General features: G+C 73.0%; 11 protein-coding genes. 9 read left to right on the plus strand and 2 right to left on the minus strand.

The annotated features are described in order from the left end of the window. Nucleotides 1–93 precede the first annotated feature (93 nt). Together IE273_RS10385 and IE273_RS10390 are read left to right on the plus strand one after the other, a co-directional pair. Nucleotides 94–600: a sigma-70 family RNA polymerase sigma factor gene (locus tag IE273_RS10385; protein ID WP_189814852.1), complete on the plus strand. Its 507-nt coding sequence runs from the start codon at nucleotides 94–96 to the stop codon at nucleotides 598–600. 45 nt (nucleotides 601–645) lie between these two features. Further along, nucleotides 646–1,143 (plus strand): GNAT family N-acetyltransferase, encoded by a 498-nt coding sequence (locus IE273_RS10390; protein ID WP_189815008.1) that lies wholly within the window; start codon nucleotides 646–648, stop codon nucleotides 1,141–1,143. 27 nt (nucleotides 1,144–1,170) lie between these two features. Here IE273_RS10390 and IE273_RS10395 read toward each other — a convergent pair whose 3' ends face one another. Both IE273_RS10395 and IE273_RS10400 read right to left on the minus strand, forming a co-directional pair. After that, nucleotides 1,171–1,590: a hypothetical protein gene (locus tag IE273_RS10395; protein WP_189814853.1), complete on the minus strand. Its 420-nt coding sequence runs from the start codon at nucleotides 1,588–1,590 to the stop codon at nucleotides 1,171–1,173. A gap of 1 nt (nucleotide 1,591) precedes the next feature. Next, a complete protein-coding gene (locus IE273_RS10400; RefSeq protein ID WP_014671592.1) occupies nucleotides 1,592–1,951 on the minus strand; it encodes a hypothetical protein in 360 nt (119 codons plus the stop codon). Between the two features lie 478 nt (nucleotides 1,952–2,429). Here IE273_RS10400 and IE273_RS10405 point away from each other — a divergent pair, with 478 nt between their 5' ends. The 7 genes from IE273_RS10405 (at nucleotide 2,430) to cobT (ending at nucleotide 13,181) form a co-directional block, all read left to right on the plus strand. Beyond that, nucleotides 2,430–3,521 carry a methionine ABC transporter ATP-binding protein gene (locus IE273_RS10405; protein WP_308437032.1) on the plus strand — a complete coding sequence of 364 codons (1,092 nt, stop codon included), beginning with the start codon at nucleotides 2,430–2,432 and terminating at the stop codon, nucleotides 3,519–3,521. Beyond that, nucleotides 3,518–4,255, plus strand: coding sequence for a methionine ABC transporter permease (locus tag IE273_RS10410; protein ID WP_014671590.1), 738 nt, complete (start codon nucleotides 3,518–3,520; stop codon nucleotides 4,253–4,255). The genes IE273_RS10405 and IE273_RS10410 overlap by 4 nt, the downstream gene beginning before the upstream one ends. 119 nt (nucleotides 4,256–4,374) lie before the next feature. Continuing rightward, the gene (locus tag IE273_RS10415) at nucleotides 4,375–5,205 is read left to right on the plus strand and encodes a MetQ/NlpA family ABC transporter substrate-binding protein (RefSeq protein ID WP_189814855.1); all 831 of its coding nucleotides are present in this window, start codon (nucleotides 4,375–4,377) and stop codon (nucleotides 5,203–5,205) included. Between the two features lie 21 nt (nucleotides 5,206–5,226). Then, nucleotides 5,227–6,048, plus strand: coding sequence for a MetQ/NlpA family ABC transporter substrate-binding protein (locus IE273_RS10420; RefSeq protein ID WP_189814856.1), 822 nt, complete (start codon nucleotides 5,227–5,229; stop codon nucleotides 6,046–6,048). A gap of 161 nt (nucleotides 6,049–6,209) precedes the next feature. Continuing rightward, the gene (locus IE273_RS10425) at nucleotides 6,210–6,848 is read left to right on the plus strand and encodes a GNAT family N-acetyltransferase (RefSeq protein WP_189814857.1); all 639 of its coding nucleotides are present in this window, start codon (nucleotides 6,210–6,212) and stop codon (nucleotides 6,846–6,848) included. A 90-nt stretch (nucleotides 6,849–6,938) separates the two neighbouring features. After that, a complete protein-coding gene (gene cbiE, locus IE273_RS10430) occupies nucleotides 6,939–8,162 on the plus strand; it encodes a precorrin-6y C5,15-methyltransferase (decarboxylating) subunit CbiE (RefSeq protein WP_189814858.1) in 1,224 nt (407 codons plus the stop codon). A 342-nt stretch (nucleotides 8,163–8,504) separates the two neighbouring features. Then, the gene (gene cobT / locus IE273_RS10435; RefSeq protein ID WP_189814859.1) at nucleotides 8,505–13,181 is read left to right on the plus strand and encodes a nicotinate-nucleotide--dimethylbenzimidazole phosphoribosyltransferase; all 4,677 of its coding nucleotides are present in this window, start codon (nucleotides 8,505–8,507) and stop codon (nucleotides 13,179–13,181) included. Nucleotides 13,182–13,229 lie beyond the last annotated feature (48 nt).

Genomic DNA, 13,229 nt, shown 5'->3' on the forward strand with positions numbered 1-13,229 from the left:
CGGCCGTCAACCGCCGCACCGCCCGGCACTCCGTTCGGGCTGACTGCGCGCCGCCCCGGCAACCACCCGCCGGGGCGGCTCGTCGTTCCGCGTATGACGCACGACCTGGTGGCCTCCCTGCACCCCCTGCTCACCGCTGAGGCCTGCGCCGAGGCATATGCCGTGGGAGGCGAGCCGGGCGACCTGGAGCAGGCCGTCTGGCTCCGGCTCCTGGAGCGGCTGGAGAGCGACGGGCCACCGCCGGACCCGCACGGCTGGCTGCGCAAGGCGGTCCGCGCCGAGGCCCGCCGCACCCGCCGCACCACCCGCCTGGAACGGCCCTACGACACCGACCCGGCCGACGACCTCCGCCCCGGGCCGGAACACCACGTCCTGGCCACCGCCCGGTACCGCGCGCTGCGGGACGCGGTCCGCCGCCTGCCCGGCCGCTGCCCCCGCCTCATCGAGGCGCTGCTCTCGCCCAAGGACCTCACCTACCGGGAGATCGCGGGGGAGTTGGGTATCTCACAGGGCAGTCTCGGCCCGGAACGTTCCAGATGTCTCGGATGTCTGCGCCGATTGCTCACGCCGGAGGTTGCGGCGTGCGAAGCGCGGGGATAGGAGTAGGCGACGACAGGTGATCAGGTGAGCGGGAGGCATGCGCACATGGGCATGAGCGTGACCATCTCGGTGGCGACCGAGCAGGACGCGGAGCAGATCTTCCGGCTCCAGTACCTGTGCTTCCAGAGCGAGGCGGCGCTGTACGGCAACTACCGCATCGACCCGCTCGTGCAGACCCTGGAATCGGTCCGTCAGGAGGTCGCCTCCGACTGCGTCTTCGTCGCCCGGCTCGGCGACGAGGTGGTCGGCTCGGTGCGCGGCAGGGTCACCGAGGACGGCGCGGCGGCCATCGGCAAGCTCTGCGTCCACCCCCGCCTCCAGGGCCACGGCATCGGCGCGCGGCTGCTGCGCACGGCCGAGGCCGCGCTGGCGGACGAGCGCGGCGCCACCCGCTTCCGCCTCTTCACCGGCCATCGCAGCGAGGGCAACCTCCGTCTGTACCGCCGGTCCGGCTACGAGACGGTCGGCAGGGCCAAGGGCGCCGACGGCGTGGAGATGATCATCCTGGAGAAGCAGGCGGGCGCGTACGCGCAGACGGCGTGAGGGCGGGCGCCCCGGAAGGGGCGCCCCTCAGGCGCCCTCGCGGGCGGACGCCTTCCGCAACCAGTACATCGCGGAGAGCGGCAGGAGCACGGGGATGAAGACGTACCCCATCCCGTACTTCGACCACACCGTCGCATCCGGGAACGCGGACGGCTCGGCCAGGGTCCACGTACCGACGATCAGCACGCCCGCGAGCTCCGCCGCGCAGCACACCAGTGCCGCCCGGCGAGCCGTCTCCCCGCCGCGCACCAGCGTGTACGTGATGAACCCGTACACCACGCCGGCCACGGCGGACAGCGAGTACGCGAGCGGTGCCCGGCCGAACTCCGTGGAGATCTGGTACGCGGACCGCGACACCGCGCCGACCACCATCACGCCGTAGAACCAGACGAGCAGCATGCCCGGCCCGCTGATCAAGCGGGCCGGCTTCTCCTGCACCGCCGTCACCTCAGCCTCCCCAGATGTCGAAGAGCCGCACTTCCAGCACGGCCAGCACCACACCGCCGGCGGCCACCGTCACGGAGCCCCAGCGGGTCCGCTCGGCCAGCGACATGAAGCCCGCCGCCGGAACGCACGCGAACGCGCCCAGCAGGTACGCCACGAAGATCGTCGTGCCCTGCTCCGGCTTCTCGCCCCGCGCCAGCTGCACGATACCGATGACCAGCTGGACCAGGGCCAGCAGCGACACCACGGCCATGCCGATGAAGTGCCAGTCCTTCGTCGGCTGGTCGCGATAGGCGGCCCAGCCGCACCAGGCGGCGAGCAACAGCGCGGCGACCCCGGTCACCAGCGTCAGGGCATTGAGCATGCCGTGACCTTATTACGGCGGAAACAGCCCATCGCCCCCGGCCCCGCCCCAGGCCCCTTGGACGCGACCGCCGTGGCATTGGCCACAGCCCACCGGGCGGCCGGGCCGGGCGCCGGCCCGGTGCTGCGTCCCCGTCGGCCTTGTCCGCACTGGTGAAGGACGGGGGAGCGCAGGTCACCACGGGTCCGCGGGCATCCCGCCGCCCCTGTCCGCCGCTGTCCACCATGCGGACAGCGGCGGCCGGTCAGGACCGTTCGTCTGCTTTACTTCTCGCATGACCACGACGAGCTGCCGCACCCTTGCGACCGAGGCGACCCTGACGCCCGGTGCTCGTTGTATGTGTCGCCTGATGTGTCGAATGTGCGCCTTCTAGAGGGCCCCCGCATCAGCTGAGCCTCGCGCCCCGAAGCGAGACCCGTGGCATGTCCGTGCGCCGTAGGCCGTACGAGACGCACATCCCTTCCTCCATGCCGACCGCATGCACCCGTGCCCGGGCACACCCACGCCCGCGCACTCGACAGTGACGGAAACCCACGTGATCACCACCTCGGGCCTGACCAAGGTCTACCGCTCCCGCGGCCGCGAGGTCACCGCCCTCGACGGCGTCGATCTCCACGTCCGCGAAGGCGAGGTCTACGGCGTCATCGGCCAGTCCGGCGCCGGCAAGTCCTCGCTCATCCGCTGCGTCAACCTGCTGGAGCGCCCCACCTCCGGCACCGTGACCGTCGACGGGCAGGACCTCACCGCACTGGCCGGGCGCGGCCCGCGCGCCGGCCGGGAGCTGCGCCGGGCCCGCACCCGGATCGGCATGGTCTTCCAGCACTTCAACCTGCTGGCCTCGCGGACCGTGCAGGACAACGTCGAACTGCCGCTGGAGATCCTCGGCCAGTCCGGCCGGGCCCGCTCCCGCAAGGCGCTGGAGCTGCTCGACCTGGTCGGCCTCGCCGACAAGGCCAAGGCCTACCCCGCCCAGCTCTCCGGCGGCCAGAAGCAGCGCGTCGGCATCGCCCGCGCCCTGGCCGGCGACCCCAAGGTGCTGCTCTCCGACGAGGCCACCAGCGCCCTCGACCCGGAGACCACCCGCTCCATCCTCCAGCTGCTGCGCGACCTGAACCAGCAGCTGGGCCTGACCGTCCTGCTCATCACCCACGAGATGGACGTCGTGAAGTCGGTCTGCGACTCCGCCGCCCTGATGGAGAAGGGCCGGATCGTGGAGTCCGGCACGGTCAGCGAGCTGCTGGCCACCCCGGGCTCGGAGCTGGCCGCCGCGCTGTTCCCCGTCGGAGGCGAGGCCACGGGCACCGACCGGACCGTCCTCGACATCACCTTCCACGGCGAGACCGCCACCCAGCCCGTCATCTCCCAGCTCTCGCGCACCTACAACATCGACATATCGATCCTCGGCGCCGCCATCGACACCGTCGGCGGCCTCCAGATCGGCCGCATGCGCATCGAACTGCCCGGCCGCTACGAGGACAACGTGGTGCCGGTCGGCTTCCTGCGCGAACAGGGCCTGCAGATCGACGTGGTGGGCCAGGAGGCCCTGCTGGTGAAGGAAGGTGCCAAGTGACCTGGTCCGAGATGCAGCCGCTGCTGTCCCAGGCGTGTTCCGAGACGCTGACGATGGTGCTCTGGTCCACCCTGATCGCCGTCGCGGCCGGCCTCCCGCTCGGCCTCCTCCTCGTCGTCACCGACCGGGGCGGCCTGGTCCAGAACGTCGTCGCCAACAAGGTGGTCGGCCAGGTCGTGAACATCGGCCGGTCCATGCCGTTCATCATCCTGATGGTCGCGCTGATGAGCTTCACCCGCTGGGTCACCGGCACGACCATCGGCACGACCGCCGCGATCGTGCCGCTCGCCATCGGCGGCATCCCGTTCTTCGCCCGCCTGGTCGAGACGGCCGTCCGCGAAGTGGACCACGGCCTGGTCGAGGCCGTGCAGTCCATGGGCGGCAACACCTGGACGATCGTCCGCAAGGTCCTGATCCCCGAGGCCCTGCCCTCGCTGATCGCCTCCACCACGACCACGCTCATCGCCCTCATCGGCTACTCCGCCATGGCCGGCACCGTCGGCGGCGGCGGCCTCGGCGACCTCGCCGTCCGCTACGGCTACCAGCGCTTCGAGACCGAGCTCATGTGGATCACCGTCGCGATCCTCGCCGTCGTCATCTCCCTCATCCAGTTCGCCGGCGACTTCGCGGCCCGCTCCCTGCACAGCCGGGGCGGCCGGTCGGGCCCGGCGCCCAAGCTCCGCCTGCTGAAGGCCAAGGAGCCGGCGGCGGCCGACGTCAGCAAGGTCGCCTGAGCTTCCGCAGAGTTCCCCGTCCGCCCACCCGTCACCCGACCACCACCCCTCAACGACGGCGCTTCGCGCCGACAGCCCCTGATCCGGGGTCGCACCACCCTTAAGGAAAGGCACTTTTCGTGCGTAACACCGCCAAGTTCACCACCGCCGTCCTCGCCGCCGGAGCCGTCACCTTCGGGCTCACCGCCTGCGGCTCGGACAAGGACTCCGCCTCCTCCGACTACAGCGGTCCGCTGGTCGTCGCCGCGAGCCCGACCCCGCACGCCGAGATCCTGAACTTCGTCAAGGACAAGCTGGCGAAGAAGGCGGGCCTCGACCTGGAGGTCAAGGAGTTCACCGACTACATCACGCCGAACACGGCGACCGAGGACGGTTCGGTGGACGCCAACTACTTCCAGAACCAGCCGTACCTGGACGACTTCAACAAGAAGCGCGGCACCCACATCGCGCCCGTCGTCACGGTGCACCTGGAGCCGCTCGGCCTGTACTCCCACAAGGTCAAGAAGGCCGACGCCCTCAAGAGCGGTGCGACCATCGCCGTCCCGAACGACGCCGTCAACGAGGCGCGCGCCCTGAAGCTGCTCGCCGCCAACGGGCTCATCACCCTCAAGGACGGCGTCGGCACCGAGGCGACCCCGCAGGACATCACCAAGAACCCCAAGGACCTCAAGTTCAAGGAGGTCGAGGCGGCCCAGACCGCGCGCTCCCTGGACGACGTGGACGCGGCCGTGATCAACGGCAACTACGCCATCTCCGCCGGCATCAAGCCCGCCAAGGACGCCCTGGTCCTGGAGTCCGCGAAGAACAGCCCGTACGGCAACTTCCTCGCGGTCAAGGAGGGCAACCAGAAGGACCCGCGCGTGAAGAAGCTCGCCAAGCTCCTCACCTCGCCCGAGGTCAAGAAGTTCATCGAGGACAAGTACCAGGGCTCGGTCATCCCGTCCTTCTGAGCCGTGAGGGGAACCGAACCGATGCGCGTGTCCGTCATCGCCGTGGCGGCCCTGGCCCTCGGCCTGACCGCCTGCGGCTCCGGCACGGACTCCGGCAAGGGCGGTGGCACGGACGACACCCTCGTCGTCGGCGCCACCGCCGTCCCGGCCGGCGAGGTGCTCACCTACGTCAGGGACCACCTCGCCGCCAAGGCCGGCCTGAAGCTGGAGATCAAGGAGTTCACGGACTACGTCCTGCCGAACACCGCCCTCCAGGAGGGCGAGCTGGACGCGAACCTCTACCAGAACCAGCCCTACCTGGACGACTTCAACACGTCCAAGGGCACCGACCTCGTCTCCGTGGTCAAGCCCTACCTGCCGCCCATGGGCGTCTACTCCCACAAGGTGAAGAAGGTCACCGAGCTCGCCGACGGAGCCACCGTCGCCGTGCCGAACGACATCACCAACGAGGGCCGCGCCCTGAAGCTGCTGGCCGCGGGCGGCGTCATCGGGCTGAAGGCCGGCGCCGGCACCGACGCGTCCCCCGCGGACGTCACGTCCAACCCCCGGCACCTGAAGTTCCGGGAGCTGGAAGCCGCCCAGCTGCCCCGCTCGCTCGACGACGTGGACGCCGCGGTCATCAACAACAACTACGCCCAGGACGCGGGCCTCAGCCCCACCGGGGACGCGATCCTCCTGGAGTCGGCGAAGGACAACCCCTACGCCAACCTCCTCGCCGTCAAGCGCGGCCACGAGGACGACCCACGGGTGAAGAAGCTCGCGAAGCTGCTCGTCTCGCCCGAGGTGCGGACGTTCATCCAGGACAAGTACCACGGGTCCGTCCTGCCGGCGACCGGCCGCTGACGGCACGTACACGGCGTTTCGCGACGCACGGGGTCCACTCCCTCACCGGGTGTGGACCCCGTCGTGCGGTTCAGTGGTTCCATGCTGCATGCTGGGCAGTTCAGCAGACCTGACGGTCCTGACGGTCTTTCGAGGAATTTCCGAAGGTTACGGAGCGGCGCATGACGAGCACCTTCCCCAACATCTCCATCAGCACGGAGCGGTTGGTGCTGCGTCCCCTCGACGAGGACGACGTGCCCGCCCTGGCCGACATGATGAACGACGAACAGGTCGTCGCCTGGACCACCGCCCCCCACCCCTACACCGAGGCCGACGCCCATCGGTGGATCACCCGCCTCGCCCCGGACGAACGCACCGAAGGACGCGGCATAGTCCTCGCCGTCACCGAATTCCTCACCCAGCGGCTCGTCGGCGTCGTGCACCTGAGGAACACGGACTGGCGCGTCCGCTCCAGCCAGATCGCCTACGTCATCGCGCCCTGGGCCCGCGGCGAGGGCTACGCCTCCGAAGCCGTCCTCGCCACCGCGCAGTGGCTCTTCCACGACCAGAAGTTCGAACGGCTCGAACTGCGCACCGCCGCCGACAACACCGCCTCCCAGCAGGTGGCCCAGAAGATCGGCTGCATCAGCGAGGGCGTCCTGCGCAACGCCTGGATAGCCCGCGCCAGGACCGACGTCGGCGCCTGGACCGAGGTGCGCACGGACGTCATCGTCTGGAGCCTGCTCCCGGAGGACCTCGCCGGGGTCACCGAGCAGCCGGCCGACACCGCGGGTTTCACGTCGTACTCGGACTGGAACTGAGCCCCCCGGCTTCACCAGGTACTCTCACGGAGCCCGCCCCGGGCTCTCTCCCCCCGAAGACCCGCGCAGAACCACTGGAGACTGACGACGATGGCCGACCGGGTCACGGTGATCGGCTGGGACGGCTCGCCACCGACCGACGCGGCACGGGCCGCCCTCGGCGCCGCCACCCTCGTGGCCGGTGCCGCCCACCACCTGGCGCTGCGAGAGGTCCCGCCCACCGCCGAACGCGTCCGCCTCGGCAGCCTCGCCCTGGCCGCCCGCCGCATCGCCGCCCACCGCGGCACCGCGGTCGTACTCGCCGACGGCGACCCCGGCTTCTTCGGTGTCGTCCGCACCCTGCGCGCCCCGGAGTTCGGCCTGGAGGTCGAGGTCGTCCCGGCCGTCTCCTCCGTCGCCGCCGCCTTCGCCCGCGCCGGCATGCCCTGGGACGACGCCCAGGTCGTCGTCGCCCACCCGCGCACCCTGCGCCGGGCCGTGAACGTCTGCCGCGCCCACACCAAGGTCGCCGTCCTCACCTCGCCGGGCGCCGGCCCCGCCGAACTCGGCCTCCTCCTGGAGGGCGTGCACCGCACCTTCGTCATCTGCGAGGAACTGGGCACCGAACGCGAACAGGTCAGCGTCGTCACCTCCGACAAGGCCGCCGACCACACCTGGCGCGACCCCAACGTCGTCATCGTCATCGGCGGACCGGCCGCCGCGCAGGAGGGCGGCGGCTGGATCGCCGGACGCGACCCGGGCACCGGCCCGCGCGGCTGGGTGCAGCCCGACGAGAGCTACGGCGCCGGCCCGGCCGGCGGTCTCGGCGAGGGCGAGACCCAGCTGCTGCGCGCCGCGCAACTCGCCCGCCTCGGGCCCCGCGTCGGCGACCTCGTCTGGGACATCGGCTGTGGCAGCGGCGCGTTCGCCACCGAGGCCGCGCGCGCCGGCGCGGCCGTCATCGCCGTCGACCACGACCCGGCCGCCTGCGCCCGCACCGAGAGCGCCGCGCGCCGCTTCGCCGTCCAGCTCCAGATCGTGCACGGCAGCGCCCCGCACGTCCTCGAAAACCTGCACGAACCGGACGTCGTACGGGTCGGCGGCGGGGGACCGGCCGTCGTCTCCGCGGTCGCCGACCGGCGCCCGCAGCGCATCGTCACGCACGCCGCCACCCGGGACGCCGCCGAACGCGTCGGCCGCGACCTGGCCGAGCACGGATACCGCGTCGAGTGCGCCCTGCTCCAGTCCGTCGAACTCGACACCCGGGCCTGGACCGAGACCGAGCGGAACGTAGCGTTCCTGCTCAGCGGGGTACTACCGGACCGCGCCCCGTGATCCTGTTGTCGTACCGCGCGCGGTAGGCTGGCCGATCGTTGTACCGCACCGGTGGGCCGAACTTCGTTCACCAATGTCCGGAACGCGCGCCCGTTTTGGGGTGGGTGTGGTACGGCGGAACCAGAGGACGCGCAACGTGGCGCAGTCCACAGCGGGCTGTCGCGGATCTTGCTGTCGCGACGGCACGACGACCGGGACAATGCCACTGAATGGCTTTGTCGCCTTTTCCGGCGGGTCGTTCGTGCCGCTGGGCACGGACGCTCGTTCTTCACTGCGGGCGGTCGGTGCGCCGTTCCGGGTGAGCTGGTCGTAGGAGCACTAACCGATGGGCGAGGGGTACGCATGACCGACACCGGCCAGGTCCCGGGCGAGGGGCAGCCGGAGAGCGCAGGCATGGTGGAGCAGCCGGGCGTTCCCGCGCACGGTGCGTACGCCTACCTCTCCGAGGCTCCCGCCGAGGACGAAGACCTGCTGCTGCCGGGTGCCCAGGGCGCGTGGGGCAACGAGGTGCCGCCACCCGCTCCGGAACCGGTGGTGGAAGCCGTCCACGAGCCGGGCCCACACGAGACGGCCGGCCGTGACAGCGGCTCGGTCGACCTCAGCGGTGTCCGCCTGCCCAACCCGGGCCCGGCGTCGGTGCCGCCGTCGCCCATCCTCTCGGCGCCGCACGACCCGGCCACCGCCCCGCAGCCGCCGCGCCGCCCGCTGCACCTCGGCCCGCCGATCCCCGACGCCTCCGCCAGCCCGGTCCGCTCCCTCGCCGACCGCGGCCCCGCGGGAGCGCCGGTGCGGCAGCCCGGACCGGCGGCGAGCGGCCCCGAATACCTCGACGCCCAGTCGCAGGCGGCTCCGCAGAGCGCGGCCCCCTGGGGCGCGGCACAGGTCGCCACCCAGACCCCGGCTGCCGAAACGGTTGACCCGTCCGGCGCGGCCCAGGCGGCGGTGGCCCGCCTCACCGGCCAGGCGTCGTCCCCGACCGACACCGGCCACGTACAGGTCGTCCACGGCCATGACGGGGTCCAGCCGGTCCACGCGCACGACGGGGTGTACACGGCACCGGTGACGCCGGGTGCCGGGGCCGACGTGGCCTCCGCAGACGGCGGGACCGTCGCCGACGCGGCGCCCACGGACGTACAGGCCGCTGACGGAGCGCCAGGGCCGGCGCACGGGCAGGACGGGGCCGACCAGGTGCCTCCGACGCCGGAGGCCTCCGGGACGGACCCGGCGGCCCGGAGCGTTCCGGCCGAGCCGGCGCCGGCACAGGCCGTACCGACCGGCGCACTGCCTTCGGAGGCCACCGGTGCCGAGGGGGCCGCGGACGCGGGTCCGGCCGCCGGTACGCCGGCCGAGGCGGCGGCTCAGGCAGTGGCTCAGGCAGCGGCCGGGGAGGTCGCGGCTCAGCCAGCGGCCGGGGATGCGGCTCAGGCAGTGGCTGGCGACGCGGCTCAGGCAGGGGCCGGGGACGCGGCTCAGCCGACGGCACCGGCGCAGGCGGCCGATGGCGTGCAGCAGGGCGAGACGGCGCAGCCCATCGATGCCGGGCAGGCCACTGAGACTGCGCAGGCCGCGGACGCCGAACAGCTCCCCGGCACCGGGGACGTCGCTGCTGCGGACCAGCTCACCGAGCAGTCCGCCGACGTCGCGCACCCCGCCGATCCCGCTCAGGCTGTCGTTGCCGGGGATGCGGCTGGCGGGGTGCAGTCCGCTGAGCCTGCGCAGGTTGCTGATGTGGTGCAGGCTGCCGATGGTGCGCCGATTGCCGAGGTTCCGCAGGCTGTCGTTGCTGAGGATGCGGCTGGCGGGGTGCAGTCCGCTGAGACTGCGCAGGTTATGGACGCGGTGCGGTCCGCCGACAGCGCGCCGACTGCCGCGGCTCCTCAGGCTGTCGTTGCCGGGGATGCGGCTGGCGCGGTGCAGCCCACTGGTCCTGCGCAGGTTGCCGATGCGGTGCAGGCTGCCGATGGTGCGCCGATTGCCGAGGTTCCGCAGGCTGTCGTTGCCGGGGATGCCGCTGGTGCGGCGCAGCCCGCCGCCCCTGCGCAGCCGGCCGGCGCCGAGCAGGCTGCCGATGAGCCGCAGAGTGCCGAAGCGCAGCAGATTGCCACCGCGGACCCTGCCGACCCCGCACAGCCTCACCTTCCCGCCGACGCCCACGCGTCCGCCGAAGCCCAGGCCGCCGTCTCCCCCCAGGGTGCGGTGGAGTCCGCCGAAGAGGTTCCCCCTCATGGCGCGGGCGAAGCCACCGAGGCGATCGCCGCCCAGAGCGCAGCCCCGGTCCCCGACGCGGCCACCGCCCAGGCAGCGGTCGACGGTGCCGATCCGACACCGGCCCAGGTAGCGGTCGACGGCACCGACCCGGCACCCGCCCAGGCCGCGGAACCCACCGTCGCCCCGCACCCCACGGCCGCCCCGGCCGCGCAGCCGACCGCACCCCAGACGCCGCAGCCCGCCGTCCCGGTCGCGGAGGCACCGCATACCGACGGCGGCCAGGCGCCGGAGCCGGCCGTCCCGGCCGCCGCCGAGGCACCCCGAGCCGAGCCGTCGCAGCCGACCCCGGCGCAGCCCGCCGTACCCGTAGCCGCCAGGCAGGACGCCGTATCCGCCCCGCCCGCCGGTGATGGCGTCGACGAGGCCGTGGAGGTGACCGAGCCGGTCGTGCTCCAGGGCCCGCAGCTCGCCGAGAGCGCCCCGCACGCCACCGTCGCCCCGCCCGCGCAGGCCGTCCCGCAGCCGGACGCGGTGTCGGATGCCGCCGTGCCCGACGTCCCGGCCGCGAAGGCCGTCCCGCAGCCGGACGCGGTGTCGGATGCCGCCGTGCCCGACGTCCCGCCCGCGAAGGCCGTCCCGCAGCCGGACGCGGTGTCGGACGCCTCCGTGCCCGACGTCCCGCCCGCGAAGGCCGTCCCGCAGCCGGACGCGGTGTCGGATGCCGCCGTGCCCGACGCCCCGGCCGCGCAGGCCACCCCGCAGCCGGACGCCGCCGTACCCGACGTCCCGCATCCGCAGGGCCCCGTGCAGAACCCGGACCAGCCCCTGCCCTCCGGGCTCCCCGTGGGGCCGGACCCGCGCCCGCTCGGGGAGTTCGTGCCGGTGGAGGGCCAGGTGCCCACCGCCCCGCACCTGGCGCCCACCCCGCCGCACCCCCTCGTCGTGCCCGCTCCCCGCGAGGGCGAGCCGGCCGGGGCCACCGCCCCCGATGTCGTCCAGCACGCGGACGACCTGCGGACCACGGCCGCGGACCAGGAGGAGAGCACGGCCGCGGTGGCGGAGGGACGACAGTCCACCGGCCCCGCCGCGCCGGGCTACGCCGACGCCGAGCGCGAGGCCGTCCTGAAGGTGATGCGCGAGCGCCGCGACATCCGCAACGGCTTCCGCAGCGACCCCATCCCGCACGAGGTGCTGCTCAGAGTCCTGGAGGCCGCGCACACCGCGCCGTCCGTGGGCCACTCGCAGCCCTGGGACTTCGTCGTCATCCGGTCCGCCGAGACCCGGCGGACGATGCACGAACTGGCGATGCGGCAGCGCGAGGCGTACGCCAAGTCGCTGCCGAAGGGCCGGGCCAAGCAGTTCAAGGAACTGAAGATCGAGGCCATCCTCGACACCCCGGTCAACATCGTCGTCACCGCCGACCCCACCCGCGGCGGCCGGCACACGCTCGGCCGTCACACCCAGCCGCAGATGGCGCCCTACTCCTCGGCGCTCGCGGTGGAGAACCTCTGGCTCGCCGCCCGCGCCGAAGGCCTCGGCGTCGGCTGGGTCAGCTTCTTCGACGAGCGGGAGATGGTCCGCGCGCTCGGCCTGCCCGAGCACCTTGAGGTCGTCGCCTACCTGTGTGTCGGGTACGTCGACGAGTTCCCGGACGAGCCCGAGCTGATGCAGGCCGGCTGGTCCAAGCGACGCCCCCTGTCCTGGGTGGTGCACGAGGAGACGTACGGCCGCCGCGCCCTGCCCGGAGAGGAACCCCACGACCTGCTTGCCGAGACCGTCGCACAGATCCGCCCGCTCGACGCCAAGGCGCTCGGCGAGGCGTGGGAGCGCCAGAAGCGCATGACCAAGCCGGCCGGCGCGCTCGGCATGCTGGAGATCATCTCCGCACAGCTGTGCGGGCTGTCCCGGCAGTGCCCGCCGCCGATCCCGGAGCCCGCCGCCGTCGCCATCTTCGCCGGCGACCACGGCGTGCACGCCCAGGGCGTCACCCCCTGGCCGCAGGAGGTCACCGCCCAGATGGTGGCCAACTTCCTCGGCGGGGGCGCCGTCTGCAACGCCTTCGCCAGTCAGGTCGGCGCCGAGGTGTGCGTCGTGGACGTGGGCGTGGCCGCCGACCTGCCGGCCACCCCGGGCCTGCTGCCCCGCAAGATCCGCGGCGGCACGTCCGACATGACCACCGGCCCCGCGATGACCCGCGAGGAGGCCAAGGCGGCCATCGAGGTGGGCATCGAGACCGCCCGCGACCTGGTGGCGGCCGGCAACAAGGCGCTGCTCACCGGTGAGATGGGCATCGCCAACACCACCGCGTCCGCCGCGCTGATCTCCGTGTTCACCGGCACCGACCCGGCCGAGGTGACCGGGCGCGGAACGGGCATCAACGACGAGACGCTCGCCCGCAAGACGGAGGTCGTCCGCCGTGCCCTGGAACTCCACCAGCCGGACCCGGCCGACCCGATCGGCGTCCTCGCGGCGATCGGCGGCTTCGAGCACGCGGCCATGGTGGGCCTGCTGCTCGGCGGTGCCTCGCTGCGTACGCCGGTGATCCTGGACGGCGTCAGCGCCGGCGCGGCGGCCCTCGTGGCCCGCGCCATCGCCCCGGAGGTCCTCGCGGCCTGCATCGCCGGCCACCGCAGCGCCGAGCCGGGCCACGTGGCGGCCCTGAACAAGCTGGGCCTGCGCCCCCTGGTCGACCTGGACCTGCGCCTCGGCGAGGGCACCGGCGCCCTGCTCGCCCTGCCGCTGGTGCAGAGCACGGCGCGGGCCATGCACGAGGTGGCCACGTTCGATTCGGCGGGGGTCACGGAGAAGTAGGCCCCACGGCACGGGTGGTCCGGTGTTCAGCTGCCGGACCACCCGTGT

It is taken from the genome of Streptomyces olivaceoviridis (assembly GCF_014650115.1).
Classification (GTDB): Bacteria; Actinomycetota; Actinomycetes; order Streptomycetales; family Streptomycetaceae; genus Streptomyces; species Streptomyces olivaceoviridis.

Coding starts and splice junctions, on each gene's coding strand:
- IE273_RS10385 (WP_189814852.1), top strand. CDS start 94: ATGACGCACGACCTGGTGGCCTCCCTGCACCCCCTGCTCACCGCTGAG.
- IE273_RS10390 (WP_189815008.1), top strand. CDS start 646: ATGGGCATGAGCGTGACCATCTCGGTGGCGACCGAGCAGGACGCGGAG.
- IE273_RS10400 (WP_014671592.1), bottom strand. CDS start 1,951: ATGCTCAATGCCCTGACGCTGGTGACCGGGGTCGCCGCGCTGTTGCTC.
- IE273_RS10405 (WP_308437032.1), top strand. CDS start 2,430: ATGCACCCGTGCCCGGGCACACCCACGCCCGCGCACTCGACAGTGACG.
- IE273_RS10420 (WP_189814856.1), top strand. CDS start 5,227: ATGCGCGTGTCCGTCATCGCCGTGGCGGCCCTGGCCCTCGGCCTGACC.
- IE273_RS10425 (WP_189814857.1), top strand. CDS start 6,210: ATGACGAGCACCTTCCCCAACATCTCCATCAGCACGGAGCGGTTGGTG.
- cbiE (WP_189814858.1), top strand. CDS start 6,939: ATGGCCGACCGGGTCACGGTGATCGGCTGGGACGGCTCGCCACCGACC.
- cobT (WP_189814859.1), top strand. CDS start 8,505: ATGACCGACACCGGCCAGGTCCCGGGCGAGGGGCAGCCGGAGAGCGCA.